The sequence below is a fragment of the Paenibacillus sp. cl6col genome (genome assembly GCF_900102125.1).
Classification (GTDB): Bacteria; Bacillota; Bacilli; order Paenibacillales; family Paenibacillaceae; genus Paenibacillus_B; species Paenibacillus_B suaedae.
The window spans coordinates 15,107-31,530 of record NZ_FNAZ01000005.1 but is presented as its reverse complement, the minus strand read 5'-3'; the positions used below and the strand labels follow the sequence as shown (position 1 = coordinate 31,530).

The window sequence follows — 16,424 nt, the reverse complement described above, 5'->3', positions numbered from 1 at the left end:
GGTGATATTCTTTTTTCTGTTAGATATATTAACCCTTTCTTGGATTTAATTTTTCCAAGTGCGATCCATGCATGTACAAAAATATTATCCAATTTGTAGTCTTGGAGTATTAATAATTTTTCCTCAATTGTAAGCAGTAAATTCTCCTGAAAGTTCGAAATCCAGTAAGAAGCCGTCATTGAGGCGTCACTAGAATAATCGTCTAATATCAAAGTCAACTAGGATATCTAATAATGCCTTATCATTCAGTCTCTCCTGAAAAAAAGTGTTCGCCTCTTGTATACTGTGTGTGGAGTCTATTAAAAGATCTCTGATTAAATCTTTATCATACATTGTTTCTTTCCTCCAGTTCCAAATCAAAATTATATTATCGTCCCTAATGCTCTATGGATTCTACTTGTTTCTAAACCACTCCGCCGCTTCCTGAACTTCGTCATTTTCTGATAATAATCCACGATCAATTAATCCATCTAATAATTCTGGCACTGCTTCTCGCACCAATTCTAGTAATCTAAGGTACTCCCATTCATCATCAAAATCAACGCTTCCATTGGCGACTTCAAGAAAGTATTGTGTCAACCATTTTAAAGGTATTTTCTTTAATTGCTCCCTTGCTAACGTAATTAAAACTATGTTCTGACTCATGCAAGCATATTCAATAAGAATCTTAAGTAAATTTAGACCCGTTTCTAGTGGAAGCTTCTCAACTTTTTCAATACTGTCATAAGCATTGGGCAATACTTTATCAAGATCTTCACGTATTCGTAATTCATATGGGTGAACAATGTTATTATCACTATTCACTATTTTTCACCCCATTTATTGTCAATAATATTTTCCCCATACCCCTATCTGCTTCTCATTATTGTGCATGTGGAGCGTATCGCTATCGATTGGCCTCTTACCCCCAACATGATGATGAAGTAACGGTGCTTGTCTTATGCCCCGATCCTTTGCAAAAGGGATAGCAGTCGGTTCCGGCTTTCATACAAATAGCTTGTCGTCTTCCCGTCTAGGATGCGGCTAGGATTGCCCAGTGATTCGTTCTATGCCACCATGATGCTGATCGCCTGTCCTCTTTAATTTTGAACAAGAATAAAAGGCTTATTCTCCCTCGTTGTTCAAGTGGAATAAGCCTTTGAAAGTTGGACTAAGCGTATTTGTCAAGTTATTTATGTTGTTTGGCTTGTTGGTTGTATTGTATGATCTTGCTTCTAGGAAGCAAACCTGAATGTACACTTTTACTTGAAAGAACACCTTTATAGCCTCAAATATAAATTTCCTAGCTTATTTCCACCCTCTCCATTTCCATACATTATACTGTGCTACCCAGGGTGATCTCTGTACAATAAAATTATCGATATTAATCTTCCCTTTTGTCCAGAAACCAGAAAAACCTGAACCTTGGGGAGATAAATCTTGTGAAAACACAGCTTCGACTTGAAATTTTAGTTGATTAGCATTAAATGTTGGTCTGAATCTTACTCGTATTGGTTGTGCGATTCCACTAGAAGTGTTTATTTCAGAAAAATCCAATACTTGAGAACTCATTTCCTGATCATCAATATAAATAGAACATCTATACTTAAGTTTCCCAATGTCATTTTCTAGTTGCTTAAGAATAGGGTAAATCGAATTTTTTAATACAGCTTCAATTATCTCGTTAGAAGGAAGTAACTCTTCTGAACTCATTAAGAACAACCTCTTTTCATTACGGCAATCTAATGTCAAATATCGGTATATCCCCAAAGTATTCTTGGTATTTAGTTATCACCGAAGGTTTTGTTGGATTCAATGTAATATCAAATCCCGAAACAACGGTTTTATATTTCCCTTGATACTTAGTAGGAGAATTCGCTATTTGAGAAAGATCAACTATACCTGCATCTAATCGCCTTGAACCACGATATGGTACCCACTTATTCTTCCCTATCCAGAAGCCAGCTGGGATACGAAGTCCCCCTTGTACAGCCGCAGGTTGAATTTCAACACCATACTCACTATTCACGTTGCGTAACCGATTTTCAACAGTTTGCAAGTATTTTTCAAATAACGCTTCAGACTTTCTCCAGTTTCCTCCTGAATTCTTTAACGCCCTTAATCCTAATTTTACTATTGTATCGTTAATATCATCAAGATTACTGCCCCAGTTAACGTAACGAGAATTTAGTTCGTTAGGTTTACCCGTCTGCTCGTACGGCCCTTCCTTCTTGCCGCCGCCACCACAGCTAATCGGCTGGCTGCTATAACCGCTCGGATCCACATAATTAATCGGATTGTTCCCGACATACGCGTACAGGTTGAGACCATCACCACGGTACTCATCCTCTTGCGTAAAGCGGGCAATGACCGGGTTGTAGAACCTTGCACGCAGGTAGTACTGCTGCGTGATCGCATCGAACTGCTCGCCTGCGTAGCGGAAGCGGTTCGGAATGCCCTCTGTGGCAGATACCGTCTGGCCGAAGGCGTCGTACTCATAGCTGTTCAGGATGCTGCCGAGACGGTTCGTGATGCGCACGACATCTCCGTGCTCATTGTTCAGGTAGTAGTAGGAATCCCCTTGCCTATTTACCTGCGCAAGCAGTTCATGTCCGCGCACATAGGATGTCTTGACTTGATGCTCTCCGTCCAGTTCGCTGATCAGGTTCCAGCCATCGTCTACGAACGGCCTGTGAGCCCATTTTCATTAACCAATCTTAGTATTCCTTCCGAATTGTTAAACCCTACGCGTAGATAGTTCTGCTGCGTAAATAACATCGAATTGATCACCTACATAGTGGAAGCGTTCGGAACCTTCTATTTGCAACAAAATCCCCCTCACCTTACACAAAAATGAGGGGGATTTTGCTGTCACTTGTTTAAAGTTTGAGAAATACCAATGTTATGACCTTCGATGAGTTCGAGATTCATCTTTTAGCAGTCTAACAATAATTCTTCTCTTGTTCATATACAGATTACAGTTCATTCTCTAATTGTTATATTAATTTTATTTTGACATCCTTAATTCACTAATTAACATTTCAAGTGATTCTGCAATAACAGTTAATTCCCCTGTTTCGAAATTTTCTTGTAATACTTCCCCAGTTTCATTATTGATGACTAGAGCCAGATCATCAGGAGAAATAAAACCAATATGAATATTTTTTAATTGTTTACCTTGATTTTCTTCGTAAGTTTTTTGATTAACAAAAAAATTACGAAGATCCTTCCCTGGTTCAACAGGTTCTAAATGAATCAGTTTTGAATGAAAGAAACCTTGAAGCTCTAAGAACCAATATGAATTAAAATACTCCTTAATTGAAGAGTGCAAACACAATCCAATATCACTCTCGATTGCTTTGAAATCCTCATTAGTTTCTTTTAATTTTGGTAACCATGAAACATACTCCTCTTCATCTGGTTCACCTTGGTACAACATTGGGTTAATCAATTCATCGAAAGGAACTTGAGGCAGAGTACCATAGCTACTGTTCCAGTAATTATGTAAAGTCTCAAAATATTCCTTTAAAGAATTTATTACCGACATTCTTTTCACCTCATTTATTGTCAATAAATATTTGAAGACGGTCTGCAAATATTTGATCTTTTCCCCATACCCCTATCTGCTTCTCATTATTGTGTATACCTCCACTACCAGGATGAAGTGGAGCAGGTATCGCCATCGATTGGCCTCCACCCCCAACATGATGATGAAGTAACGGTTTACTACGCAAACCTACTATATCATACTGTGGGAAATAACTCCTAAATATAGGATCGTTGACAATAGAACGTCCATTTTTCAAATTATCTATGTTTCTTTCACTAAAGAATTCAGGATGCTTTTTGTACAATTCAGTGAAATAATAATCATTGTCTCTCAACCAACCCTCAGAATTCGCTTTCTGATTTCCTTTCCCTACGAAAGGCATCTCTATAATAAGCTTTTCGTCGGCAACAATTTTAGTTTTAAATGTTCCTCCCCTTGTAACTATCTCATATTCTCTGTTTAAAATCTCCAAATCAGTATCTCTATAAACTCTTATCGGATGGTCAGGATTTTTTCCGTTTTCAAAAGGCCCTTCCTTCTTACCGCCGCCACCGCAGCCAACATTCTGACTGCTATAACCGCTCGGATCCACATAATTAATCGGATTATTCCCAACATACGCATACAGGTTGAGACCATCACCACGGTACTCATCCTCTTGCGTGAAGCGGGCAATGACCGGGTTGTAGAACCTTGCACGCAGGTAGTACTGCTGCGTGATCGCGTCGAACTGTTCGCCTGCGTAGCGGAAGCGGTTCGGAATGCCCTCTGTGGCAGATACCGTCTGGCCGAAGGCGTCGTACTCATAGCTGTTCAGAATGCCGCCGAGACGGTTCGTGATGCGCACAACATCTCCGTGCTCGTTGTTCAGGTAGTAGTAGGGGTCCCTTTGCTTATTCACCTGTGCAAGCAGCTCATGTCCGCGCACGTAGGATGTCTTGACTTGATGCTCTTCGTCCAGTTCGCTGATCAGGTTCCAGCCATCATACACGAAACGGCTTGCGCGGCCATTTTCATTCGCCCAGCTTCGCAGTCCTTCCGGGTCGTACCCATGCTCCATGTATGAGCCGTCCGGCATGAGTACCTTGGAGGTTCGATTGAACGCATCATACGCATAGGCTGTGGTGCCGAGGTGCGACTGCTCCAAGATGAGATTGCCCTGACGATCATATTCGAACTCCGTCTTCTGCTCCGTGTCCTCTTGCAAAAGAGAAAGTAGCCGGTTTCGGCTGTCATATGAATACCTTGTCGTCTTCCCATCTAGGATGCGGCTAATGCGGTTGCCTGATCGGTCATACTTGAACTGCTCCTGAGCTCCGCTGCCGTAATCCACTATCTTCAGCCGATTCAAGCTGTCGTAGTTGTACAGCGTCATCTGCTGCGGCTCCATCTTCACCGTCTGGTTGCCGTTGCCGTCATAGCTGTATTCATAGTTCAGCAGTTGGTCGCCGTCCGGACTCGTCGCGCGCAAGCTCTTCACTTGACCATCCCGGTCATAGCCATACTCGACGCCGACACCGCTGCCATACAAGATCAAGGCGATGCGATTGCCTTCTCCGTATCGATATTGCGCAAGACATTCCTCGCCTTGTACCACTTCCTGGATACGTCCTATTTTATCATAGCGATATTCAATACGTCTGCCTGCCGCATCGGTCAGTCCAATCATGTTGCCGCCTGCGTCGTAGCGGTACTCCAACAATTTGCGAGCGCCACGCGATTCCAGTTCGCGCAATTGCTGTTGAACGTCGCTTGGTTGATTCGGCAACTTACCTGCTTGTTGTTGATGGGCATCACTTGGATTTACATCATGCCGCCCATGCTGTAATCTCTGCGATGTATCTCGTACAGAATTCGCCCCATCGAGTCCCGCACTCTGGCCTGCATGCTGCCCGGATTGCCCACTGATTCGTTCTATGCCGCCATGTTGTTGATCGCCCGTCCCATTCATCTGCAATCTGTGCAAACCATTCGAAACGTTTGGAACATTGGAGCCAGGCAAACTATTGCAGCCATTCGGGCTTTTCGAGCTGTCCCCCCCATTCAGGAGGTTCGTGTCGTTCGGAACGTTCATGCCATTGAAGCCACCCGCGCTGTTCGAGCGGTTAATCCCATCGAAGCCATTCGAGCTGTTCGAACCGTTCAATCCTTTGGTGCCGCCCGCTTCCTCTGCAGAGTGGGTTCCCATGAACCATTTCCGTCTGACCCGCTCCTGCCTGTGATCCGGCTTGTTCATAACGTCGTTAGTCGGATTGCCCCTCGACCCCATAACCGAATCCGTTAGCGAGGTGCGCTGCTTCGATTCGATTACGGACTGGCGCAGCTTCTCAGCAACTGACAGACCACCTGCAATCTCCGCAGGCTCGCTCCAGTACTTCGCTGACAGCCTTCCGTCCGCCGTATACGCGTAGTCGTAGCGCATATGCTCATTCTGTGCCGTTCGCAGCGTGCCATCGCCATTGTAAACGAACATCTCTTCCTTACCGGAGGAAACTTCTCTACGCTTCACTAATTGATCGTTGAAGTTATATTCGTACTCAATCACTTTCTCATTACGATCAATCTGGCGGGCGAGACGACCTTGCCGATCGTACTGGTACACCATCTTCTGCTCCGAAGGATCAATTACGGCTGCCAGCTTGCCCATGCTGTTGTACTGGTACTGCGTTGTATTCCCGTTGCCATCTGTAGAGCTAATAATATTCCCGGCATAATCATAGCCGTACCGCTCTTCGCTTCCGTCTGCACGAGTCACGGTCCGAACATTGCCCCAAGCATCTACCTTATAATTCGTAGCATTGCCTTCCCCATCTACAATGCCCGTAATATGACCGAGTGCGTCGTACGTATACTGCTGGCTCACCTTGCCGCGAGCGATCGCTTCCGCTGTCCGAATCTGCTTCACCCGTCCGCCGATCGTGTACGTATATTCCGCTTCAACGCCATCGATGAGCTTGCGCATCAGTTCGCCAGCTGCATTGTAACGATTCCGCTCCACAATGTGCCCGTAGGCATCTCGCACCGCGGTCAAGCGCTGCATCGCGTCATACTGATAGTTCGTGCCTTCTCCGTCATCGGTCAGCTTATTATATTGATTCGGTGTGACATGCTTTACGACTTGCCCGTTCTTATTATAGAACAGCCTTGTTGTATCTCCCTGCTTGCCCACCATGCGAATCCGCCGGTTCATGACATCATAGCCGTATAGAACGCGATTGCCGTTCGTATCCGTTTCTTCCAGCACATTGCCTGCTTGGTCATATTTGAAATACACACTGCTAGCCTTGGCAGTCTTGCTTGGCCTGCGGCTAATCTGCACGATGCGATCGGCCCGGTCATAGCTTACTCCCGTCTCATATCCTTCCGGTGTAACGAGCTTAAGCAAATTGCCGTTGCGATCATACTGATACGAAGTAACAGCCGCAACCTTCTCGCCTTCACTTCCTGCCCGCTCTTCTGCGAGGTCTTCCGCGTCAATCCTTTCAATTTTCCGCTCCAGCCAGCCGACCGCATTATACTCATAGCAGGTAATTTGCTCTTTCCGATCGCTTATCTTGCGCCGCTCGGACGTCTTCTGATTGAGACAATCATACGTATAATGAACCTCGGCTCCAGTATCGTCACGAATCATCATGACCCGGCCCACCTTGTCGTAACGGTAGCGGATACTGTAACAGAGACCCGGATATCCTGCTTCGCTCACATGCTCAGCCGTCCGTTTCTCCTCCAGCAGGTTGCCTGCAAGATCATATCGATACTGCGTCAGCTTGTACCGAATCGTTCCGTCTGCTTCCTCCACTGGCTCTCGCTTCTCAGAGAGCCAACCTGCGCAATTATAAGCATAAAGTGTGCCAAAGCGCTCTTCATCCGTCGTGCCGCTCAGCCAGCCATGAGCATCAATTGACTTGATCACTCTTCCAGCGGCGTCGTATAAAAAATGGTGGCTCACATGCCCTTCCGGATCTGTAATCTGGATCAGGCGATTCATCGCATCATAGGCATACTCCATCCCCGGCCCGTCATCCGTCACTGGATCGTAATGCTCTGGAACAATCGTCTTGATCACATTGCCTGCGGCATCGTATTTCGTACGACCAATCCCGCCGTCCGGGTACAAGGTCTTCACCCGGCGATTTCGGTGGTCATACACATATTCGATGCCCGCCCCGTCATCGTCCTTGCGAGTATAGTGATTCGGGTTCACTTCCTTGATCACATTATCATGAATGTCATACATGACCCGATATTCATTGCCCATCGGATCCGTCGTCCGAATGAGCCGATCCATGAAGTCATACCGATATTCCGTCCCTATCCCGTTGCCCCGCTGCTCCACGTATTCGTTCGGCAGCACCTTCTTCACGAGATTTCCCATCGGGTCATAGAACAGAATGGTTGTATTGCCGGCCGCATCCGTAATGCGCGTTCGCTGATTGATTGCATTGTAGGCAAACTCTACCGTTCCATACGCGGTTCCGATGCTCGTCAAGCGCGCAGCATCGTCATAGCCGTACCGGAATTGCTGCCCCTCCGCATCCTCGACGAGGGTTGGCGCGTCTGCATGCTGCACCTCATAGCGGTAAGAAGTTGCATATCCGAGCGGGTCGATCCGGCGAAGCAATCTGCCGCGCTCATCGTATCGATAGGAAGTAACGGCATATGCCGAAGCCACCGCATTAACAACCCCATCCTCGTCATCAACCCGAACGCGCTCCTCCAGCAGATTGCCGCAAGCGTCATAGGTATAATGCGTCTCGCTGCCATATGATGTTCGAGTGCAGATCCGGTTCTGCTCCTCGTCGTACTGGTGGCAAATCTGCGATCCGTCAGGAAGCGTCTCCTTCAGCAAATTGCCGTACGGGTCATATTCCCACTGCGTTATGGCGCCGTTCGCCGCGGTATGGCTGTTCTTATTGTGGAAAACATCGTAGGTGTATGCTTCTTGTGTTCCGTCTCCGTACTCAATTGCGGTAACGAAATAATCGCGGTTGTAACGGAAAGTCTCGGTTACTCCGGTAGCATGGAACGTAAAGGTCGTCTGTCTGCCGCGTTCGTCATACGTAATATCGGTTCGGTTATCCTCATAATCATACTGGGTTACAATCCGATCCTGACGATCATAGACGTTGCGGACGTACGTGCGGCCATTCTGATCCGTTATGGTCAGCAACCGCCCTTCCGTATCATACAGATAGGCTACCTTACCTCCGTTCGGGTAGGTAACCCCGATTAGCAAATCGCCGTCATAGCAGTACGCAACCTTGCGACCGATATTATCCTCAACCGCCAGCAGCTTCCCATATTCGCACGTCATCGTCAGCAGCTTCCCACCCGGTGTCGTTACCGTGCTTAATCCGTGCTTATTATACGTGAGGAGCGTTTCGTTGCCATTGCGATCACAGAACGATTGCAGCCGTCCTGTAGCCCCGTCATACACATAAGTCATATGCTGGTGCTTGACGAGATAACGTTCCTTGTCAGGCTCTTCAATCAAGCGGTAATCGAGCGCACCAGCCCGTTCATTTCTCCATTCGCCGTCTTGCTGAACGAAGCTCTCATAATGCCCGTCCATACAGATCAGGAATGCCCGATCTTCAATTCGGGTAAGTGAGCTTTCCAGCGCGCTGATCCACCCTTTGCCGAGCAGCCCGACGAACGGATTGTGCGAGTTGAAGCTACGCGTCAGTTCCAGCACATCTCCAATATCGTGCACAATCAGATCGGTCGCCTGTACATAGAATCTTCCTTTGGCGACATCAATCGGATCTCCCTTCGTCACCAGGTTGCCGACATTACTGACCAACGATATTTTCAACTGATTGAGCAGCGTCTCTTTATCGAGCTGGCCGTTCTTCCAGAGCTGGAGAGCCGATTCTCCCGTCATATCGCCCGCAACTCCAGCACCGTATTTTCCAAATGGATTCTTGCCGCCCATAAAAGAAAATGCCGCTCCAAAGACGCTTGTTACCGCGTTGCCAGCCAGATCCGAATTGCCGGAATTGCTAATTTGCAGCACGTTCGCGGACACGTAGCTTGCCGCATATCTTTGGCCGAACTGGGTCAACCAGCCGGCCCCGCACCCGCCCTTTAATATACCTGCGGAAATGGTCCCCGCAAGGGCGCCGTTATAAAAGCTCTTCAAGTAATGCCCGGTAAGCGCTCCCCACGAGAAGCTCCCATCAAGCGGAGCATACGGATCGAATATTGCAGTTACGCCCGTGCTAATGGCACCGCCGCTTAATCCGCCTACCAGCAAGGTAGTGCCGCCGAGCATGAAGCCTCCCCCAAGCACGGAAATGGTAACGGAGCCGTATTTGACGATATTGTATAATTCCTCGTTCCCCCCGAGAACCGTATCCCGCATGAAATTGTAGGATTGGGACAAATCGCCCACCTGGGCCTTGGCGAAATCCTCTCTGCCCTCCGCGATTTCGCTCGCTCCTACGACCGCGGACACGGCGCCTGCCGCACCGATGATAAGCGGCAAGGCTGCGCCTCCCGTCACTACCGTTGCAGCAGCCACGGCCACGACACCAACGACGAGCGCAATAACCCCGAACCCGATCTTGCTCTCCGCTTCCTTCGCCTTGGCAATGCACGCTTCCCGATAGGCGAGCGCCTGATCGTTAACCTCCTTCATCTGCTTCGCGTCTTCTTCCAACAGAGCGCTGTCATCGAAGGTCACAGCTGGCGGCTTCCCCGGCTCGCCCAAATAAATGATTTTGGCTGCCATCACATAAGTCGCATCCTGAACAGCAATCGCATGCTCAAGAGTAACGAATTCCCCAGGACTGCGACTAAGAAGCACATCCTCCCCGGCGGATACGCTGATCCGCTTAGGCACGACCGGGACTGCTTCCGCCGCGCCACTCCCGCTCTCTCCAATCGACACGTTATCCGAAGACCGCACATACATATCGGTATTGGCTGCGATTTCGACCGTCCCGTCGCCTGCCAGCCGCATCTTGATGCTGCCCGCATCATCAGCGATGAATAGGACATCGTGCGGAGTGAGCCGCATTTCCTTGCCCGTATCGTTGGTCAGCGACCGGTTCTGCGGATCAGCGAGCTTATGCCCATACTTGCTCTGCTCCGTTCCTTGTCTGACCGATCCGATCGCAATGGCCTCTCCCTCGTTCACGGTTGGCAGATGCAGCTTCACCTGCGAGCCCGGCTTCGGCATCAGGTACGAAATCTGGTTATCGATGCCGGTTGAATACGGGAACCAGCACGTATTCCCTATAGCCGGTGCGGGATCAATGCCGAGATGGATCCGGATCTGATTGCGAGACACTTCCGTTATCGTTCCTTCCAATGACACACCTTGAAGCCGAGTATTAAAAATCCGGCCCTGCCTTACGCCATCAACGCTGCAGAACGAATAGGTGCAGCGAAGGAGGCCGTCTTGGACGGCAAGCTTCGCCTGATGGACGACGAACACCCCTCGGTCGAAGGTCACTGGCATCCCGAGTCGCAGCAAACGGCGTATATCTGCCTCGAAGCTGATAAAATCCGTATCCTGCAGCCTGGAATCCTCATTCGTCTGGGCGAGGAGATAGCGGCGCAGATCTTTGTGAATCACATAATGCTCATTGGCAACTGCGACGGGCTGCTGGTTCAAGGAGACGCCAACTGAGAACCGAACCGCCCCGGAAGTCGCATCCGGCAGGACGACAGCGCCAACATACGATGCCAAGCGCTTTACAAATTGCCAGTCCGTCTCGTCATACTGCACAATTAGTTGTCCAATTTTGGCACCGTTCATGGCATAATCCAAGTAATCTGCCTTCGGATAACTGCTCAGCACCTGTTCGATCACTTCACTATAGGTCATGTCTACTTGCTGAAAAGAGCGTCTCTTGCGCTCAATATCCATCATATAGGTGGAGGACACTGCCTCCACCTGCAGCATATATACCTGTCGGAAGCAGCTTATTTCCATATTCCGAATGATGCCCTGGAACAACACGTCTCCATGCCAGCTTCGCCCGTCTTCCTCGTTCTCTCCCAACTCGCGCCGAACAATAACCCGATCACCGAATTTCAGATCATGAAGGAATCCATCCTTCTTCTGCTCCGGTATGATGGCGCTGAGTCGAAGCTCAATATGTTCATTGACACTCATATGCAAGGAGAGTTCGGTAATGCGCTGCAGCTCCGCATCCATCTCCACACTCAATTCGCCAAATGGCAGTTTCATTCTTGCCCCTCCTCCCGCCAGCTTTTACTCCCTTTGACCGTTATGAACAATCTTGATGGTTTCACCGTATACGCATTTATTCCAACACGTATCGAGCAGTGCGGGCGCCTCCTCGATCAACACATCCTCTTTCCCGGATTGCCACGGAAACGTAATATTCGGCACGCACATCGCCACACATTCGGGCTCCGGCACTTTTTCGGGCGGTGGTGCCTCTTTCTTAATAAAAAGACTGGCGAACCAGCCAGCCTCCTCCTGCTTCGGCATCGGGGGAAGCGCATTGATGACGGCCTGCACCGCAGGGTTCCTCGTACTCTTGCACAAGCCGAACGGCCTGATATTGACCATTGGCACGCAATCGTTCACGTTCAGCTGCGGCTGATCATGAATGTAATCCCCATGGCTTGCTGGAACGACGATCCGTGCTGGACGTGACCCTTGGGGACAAAAGCAATATGCACCGTGCACGACGTATTTCGGCTCCTTCTGTCCGCCTCCGTCATCCATCATTAATTCCATTTCCATTTCCTCCTGACCGTTATCTGCCGCAACGTTTGCGAACAGAATGATGCAAGTCTCGAACATAACGAGAGCACATCCTATGCGAGGGTATAAAATATGCATGAGTACAAACAGTGTGGAGTACAAACCGACAAGGGTACCAACTGTGCAGGATCCAAACTATGCAGAATCAAACGATGTAGGATCCGGCTCGCAGCAGCTTTCCACCTTCTCCAGCTTGATGCCCAGCAGTTCCTTACGCAGCAAGCTCTCGGCGACATCGAGATTGATGAAGACGTGCTTCTCCAGCAATCCCTGTACGCGAAATACCGCATGGCCGTCCGCCTTCGCTCGATCAATGACGATGCGCTTCACTGCCCCCGTCTTGTCGAAGACAGTACGATCCGATAAACAATCCACCCTCGGCAATAGAAGCAGCCAATATATCTTTTGCATGCTGTTCTTCGGATCTGACAACACGGCGCATTTGTATGCCAATTCCGGATTATGCCGCTCCAGTACCTTTTTCAGCTCATCCGCTACAAGAACGACCGGCTTGCCAATATAATCGGGATATACACTGTCTGCATGGCCTTCGACGAATACAGCCGTAATGTCATTGATTTCATCCGCCCGATCCGGCGTAAGCTCAATCGTTTTATTGGTGGATTTCAAGCCAGCGAATTGAAATTTATTTTCCACGCACTCATCCTGCGAAATGATAAAGTAGTCCACCTTTGCTCATCCCCTTCAACCCAGCCTAACCATCCAACCTTCGCTGATCATGCCTTATCGCTTCCATCGATGATGATGTGCTCCAACTGCTCAGCAGTTAAATCAAGCCGCTTCACATCTGACGCCCGGAACATCGCCCCGGCCAAGTCCGCATCCGCGAAGCTCGTTCCCGTCAGCACCGCCCCTCGGAAGTCAGCTCCCCTAAGCTCTGCTCCCCGAAAGCTCGCCTGCTCTAAATTCGCCCCCGCAAAGCTTGTCTCCATGAAGGGTGGGATATGGAGCTGTTCCTGCGACGGAAAACTCATTCCCGCCTTGATATGCTCCAACTTGGCAGATTGCAAATTCGCCTCACGGAAGCTCGCACCATGCAAGATGTTATTGCTCAAGTCAGCTCCTTGCAGATTCGCTCCGCGAAAATCGGCTGCGATTAGCCCACAGCCCAAGTACAAACTGCCAACCAATGCACTTTCGGAAAAGTCGGCAAAACTAAGATTCAGCAGTTGAAAGTACATGCCGCTCAAATTCGCGCCACGAAAAACTTCATACACATATTCCGATCTGCCGCTGTCAGAGAACATCTCCTTCAGCGTCTCGACATCCTTGGTTCTTGCCTCGTATCTGTGCACCAGCTCTCCGCGATCCCGGTGCTCGCCTACATAGATGAACAGTTCATCTTCCTTATCAATTGCTGCGAATTCGTCTGTTCGCACGGCCTCTCTCAGTGCATATCTGGCAAGCTTGATCAAATAGGCCATGTACCAGACGATATCTTGCACTACAACTGCCACGTCAGCCGGCAGAAGCTTGCCGACATACTTCTTACTGGTCTCGGACAGATGCCGCTTGAATTCGTCCAACTTAGCGAACGCCCAGCCCGCTTCATACTCGGCCGTGCATGTCGAAGTGTCGCCATGCCACTGTGCATCATACGCAGCTATGCGGCAGCGATGATCCCCGATCAAAATCTGGCTCCGCAGGATTGAATAATGAATATACTTGATCTTGCCTTTCCGCTTCTCATCCTGCATGCGGCGGATGTCCGCGCATAGCTGCTTGAACGACTCGATCCATTCGCCGGTCAGCTTGTCCCGATGCGCCAGCACCTCCTGATGGAGAGCCAACATCAGCTCCATGCGCTTGTCGGCCACAGCCGTATCCAGCCAATGACGCAGCGCCTCTTCTCTTGTCACTTTGATCGTCCTTTCCGCACCAAGCGCCAGAAATGTTGGCTAGTTCGTAAATACTTCGGTTCCTTTGAGCTCCGTATTTCCACCGCTATTCAGCACGATTTTGCCGCCCTTCTGGCTTTCTATCGCGATTTCCTCACTAGCCGTCATGAGCAATTTCTTGTCCGCCCGGATGGTCACATTCTCCTTGGACGTCAGCGACACTTCCTTCTGACCGGCAATCGTGATCGAGCCGCTCTGATCCAGCATAATCGTCGCTTGCCCATTATTGGCCGAAATGAGCACATGACCTGGCGCTAACGTAACCTCCATGCCTGCCGAATTGCGGAAGTAACGAACATTCGGGTCGGCCATCCGATCCTGCGAACCGCCGCTGGATGCCGATGCACCCGCTCCCTGGCCACCCGGAGAAGCACCTGCAGGTTCGCCGGCATAGGAATTGACCGAACTGATGGCGAATGCCTCCTCCTCCCGTTCGCTTGGGAATGTCACGCGCACACTGTCCCCTGCCTCTGGCATGCAATACCAGCCGCTTCCATCCGCAGATGCAAATACAGTAGAGTAAGGGAACCAGTGCGCAGTTCCAGCATCCTGATTCTTATCGATATCGAGCCTTACCTTGACCTTGTCTCTGTTAATCGCCAGAACCGTTCCTCCTATCGAAGCTCCTCGAATGGCTTCGTTGAATGGCAATTCCCGGTTCAAACCTTTGCGGGTAGTAATCGTATAGGTGTGCGACATAGCTCCCTTGTCCATTGTCGAGACGACTTTCCCGACATACAGCTTCGCCCTCTGGAAGTCTACAGCGTCACCCAGATGCAGCAGTTGTCTGGTCGTTACCTCATAAGAGATAAAGTCGCTCTCTTGGGAATCCGGCCGAATATTATGGTGATAAGCCATATAATCCGCCAGCTTCTTCTTGGCGACATATTGGTAATCATCCAGCTTCTTGACCGTCCCGGTATCCGGCAAGCCGAAGAAGAATTTGACGTCCTTGAATTTCTCGGCGGGCACCACAACCGTGTCGAGGCGAGAGGCCATTCTTTTCAAAAATGCCCAGTCCGTTTCCTTATACTGTAGGACGAACTGCCCGATACCCGGATTATGATCCGTCGTGTACTGCACATCGTAATTGGAGTAATCCGCGCCCATTTTCCGAACTAACTGGCTGTATGTCATCGAAGCGTCTTGAAAAGATCTACTCTTGACGCGAATATCCAACATGACGGAACTTGTCCATGCTTCCGCGTGAATCGTATATACATCTCTCGTCCGTTCGATGCGCATCTCGGTGACAATCCCGGAAAACAATATCCGTTCTCCGCCCTGCTCCAGAAGCTCCATCACCTGAACCGGCGTCTGCTCGTTCAGCGAAAAGAGATCATTGTCTTTATGCTCCTCCGCGACAACGCCCGTAAAGGTAAGTTTTCCGTGTTCATTCACCTGCTGCACGATGGCGAGCTCCAGCAACTGCATATGGGGAAATGGCTTTATTCGTACATTTTGATAGGACAATGTCGATACACTCATGCGCTCGCCACCTCCACCGATCGAATCATTTCCAGCGCGATGATGGACCATCGTGTTACATGCTTGTCGTTCCCGTTAATGTTGGCGATAAGGCGTTTGTGTCCAGCATCTACAAAAAACAGAAAATTGAACACCTTGCCATGCGCCACTGGATTCAAAAAGGAGCAGTAATGGATCGGCTGCCCATTCACTTCCTCCGTTCCATCCTCCAGCCACTCGGTATGAAGCTCCATGTTTGCCATGCTGCGAATCATATCCGTCTTCATCTGCCTCAAGTCGATGGCCTGCTCAGGACGTTCTGTATATTGCAAGATGATGTTCAGAGCATGAGCCTCATTCTGATAAACCATCTGTTGTTCGGTCTCTAGCGTACACAGGAGAAAATCCTTCGGAAATAAAAAGCTCAGTCCAGGCTCGAAAAAGTCTTGCTTTTCGAATTCCACAATCGTGCCGTTCAGATCGACGCCGCCATGGTGAACTCCGTTGCGCATATCCTCTCGCCACTTCTCCTCTGCATTCATACGGGCCGCATGTTCCGCCATCTGCTCGTCTTGCATCCGCTGCTTTTCAGATCCTACTGATCCAGCACCGGGCGAGTCGATTTTAGGCTGATTTTTCGCATGCTTCATCGCCAATTCCCCCTCACTTGGAATCTTTCATCTGATGGGTCTTTTTTTCTTCTTACCAAAATTGTATAAATATCCTAATCATTATTGAATATATCGGCAAATACTGGAATCTT

At 49.1% G+C, this 16,424-nt stretch carries 10 protein-coding genes; all 10 read right to left on the bottom strand.

Going from position 1 to position 16,424, the window contains the following annotated elements; translation table 11 throughout:
• Positions 1 to 393 precede the first annotated feature (393 nt).
• The 10 genes from BLS15_RS14455 to BLS15_RS14410 all read right to left on the bottom strand — a co-directional run bounded on the left by BLS15_RS14455 (position 394) and on the right by BLS15_RS14410 (position 16,311).
• On the bottom strand, positions 394 to 804 hold the full coding sequence (locus BLS15_RS14455) for a hypothetical protein (RefSeq protein WP_028532357.1): 411 nt from the start codon (positions 802 to 804) through the stop codon (positions 394 to 396).
• Between the two features lie 483 nt (positions 805 to 1,287).
• Positions 1,288 to 1,692 carry a hypothetical protein gene (locus BLS15_RS14450; RefSeq protein ID WP_021254184.1) on the bottom strand — a complete coding sequence of 135 codons (405 nt, stop codon included), beginning with the start codon at positions 1,690 to 1,692 and terminating at the stop codon, positions 1,288 to 1,290.
• A gap of 19 nt (positions 1,693 to 1,711) precedes the next feature.
• Positions 1,712 to 2,599 carry an RHS repeat-associated core domain-containing protein gene (locus BLS15_RS14445; protein WP_021254185.1) on the bottom strand — a complete coding sequence of 296 codons (888 nt, stop codon included), beginning with the start codon at positions 2,597 to 2,599 and terminating at the stop codon, positions 1,712 to 1,714.
• Between the two features lie 387 nt (positions 2,600 to 2,986).
• Entirely contained in the window at positions 2,987 to 3,526 is a 540-nt protein-coding gene (locus BLS15_RS14440; RefSeq protein WP_021254186.1) for a SecY-interacting protein Syd, read from the bottom strand.
• Positions 3,527 to 3,536: 10 nt separating this feature from the next.
• The gene (locus BLS15_RS14435) at positions 3,537 to 11,729 is read right to left on the bottom strand and encodes an RHS repeat-associated core domain-containing protein (protein ID WP_090512215.1); all 8,193 of its coding nucleotides are present in this window, start codon (positions 11,727 to 11,729) and stop codon (positions 3,537 to 3,539) included.
• A gap of 24 nt (positions 11,730 to 11,753) precedes the next feature.
• A complete protein-coding gene (locus BLS15_RS14430) occupies positions 11,754 to 12,314 on the bottom strand; it encodes a DUF4280 domain-containing protein (RefSeq protein WP_021254188.1) in 561 nt (186 codons plus the stop codon).
• Positions 12,315 to 12,410: 96 nt separating this feature from the next.
• Positions 12,411 to 12,965 carry an imm11 family protein gene (locus tag BLS15_RS14425; RefSeq protein ID WP_028532665.1) on the bottom strand — a complete coding sequence of 185 codons (555 nt, stop codon included), beginning with the start codon at positions 12,963 to 12,965 and terminating at the stop codon, positions 12,411 to 12,413.
• A gap of 47 nt (positions 12,966 to 13,012) precedes the next feature.
• Positions 13,013 to 14,155 (bottom strand): pentapeptide repeat-containing protein, encoded by a 1,143-nt coding sequence (locus BLS15_RS14420; protein ID WP_090512211.1) that lies wholly within the window; start codon positions 14,153 to 14,155, stop codon positions 13,013 to 13,015.
• A gap of 39 nt (positions 14,156 to 14,194) precedes the next feature.
• Positions 14,195 to 15,682: a contractile injection system protein, VgrG/Pvc8 family gene (locus BLS15_RS14415; protein ID WP_090512207.1), complete on the bottom strand. Its 1,488-nt coding sequence runs from the start codon at positions 15,680 to 15,682 to the stop codon at positions 14,195 to 14,197.
• Positions 15,679 to 16,311, bottom strand: a complete 633-nt coding sequence (locus tag BLS15_RS14410; protein WP_090512203.1) for a hypothetical protein — start codon at positions 16,309 to 16,311, stop codon at positions 15,679 to 15,681. The genes BLS15_RS14415 and BLS15_RS14410 overlap by 4 nt, the downstream gene beginning before the upstream one ends.
• Between the last annotated feature and the right edge of the window lie 113 nt (positions 16,312 to 16,424).

Bases quoted from the DNA above. Each gene is read 5' to 3' on its own strand.
- BLS15_RS14410 (WP_090512203.1), bottom strand. From the start codon at position 16,311: ATGAAGCATGCGAAAAATCAGCCTAAAATCGACTCGCCCGGTGCTGGA.
- BLS15_RS14430 (WP_021254188.1), bottom strand. From the start codon at position 12,314: ATGTTCGAGACTTGCATCATTCTGTTCGCAAACGTTGCGGCAGATAAC.
- BLS15_RS14440 (WP_021254186.1), bottom strand. From the start codon at position 3,526: ATGTCGGTAATAAATTCTTTAAAGGAATATTTTGAGACTTTACATAAT.
- BLS15_RS14450 (WP_021254184.1), bottom strand. From the start codon at position 1,692: ATGAGTTCAGAAGAGTTACTTCCTTCTAACGAGATAATTGAAGCTGTA.
- BLS15_RS14435 (WP_090512215.1), bottom strand. From the start codon at position 11,729: ATGAAACTGCCATTTGGCGAATTGAGTGTGGAGATGGATGCGGAGCTG.
- BLS15_RS14415 (WP_090512207.1), bottom strand. From the start codon at position 15,682: ATGAGTGTATCGACATTGTCCTATCAAAATGTACGAATAAAGCCATTT.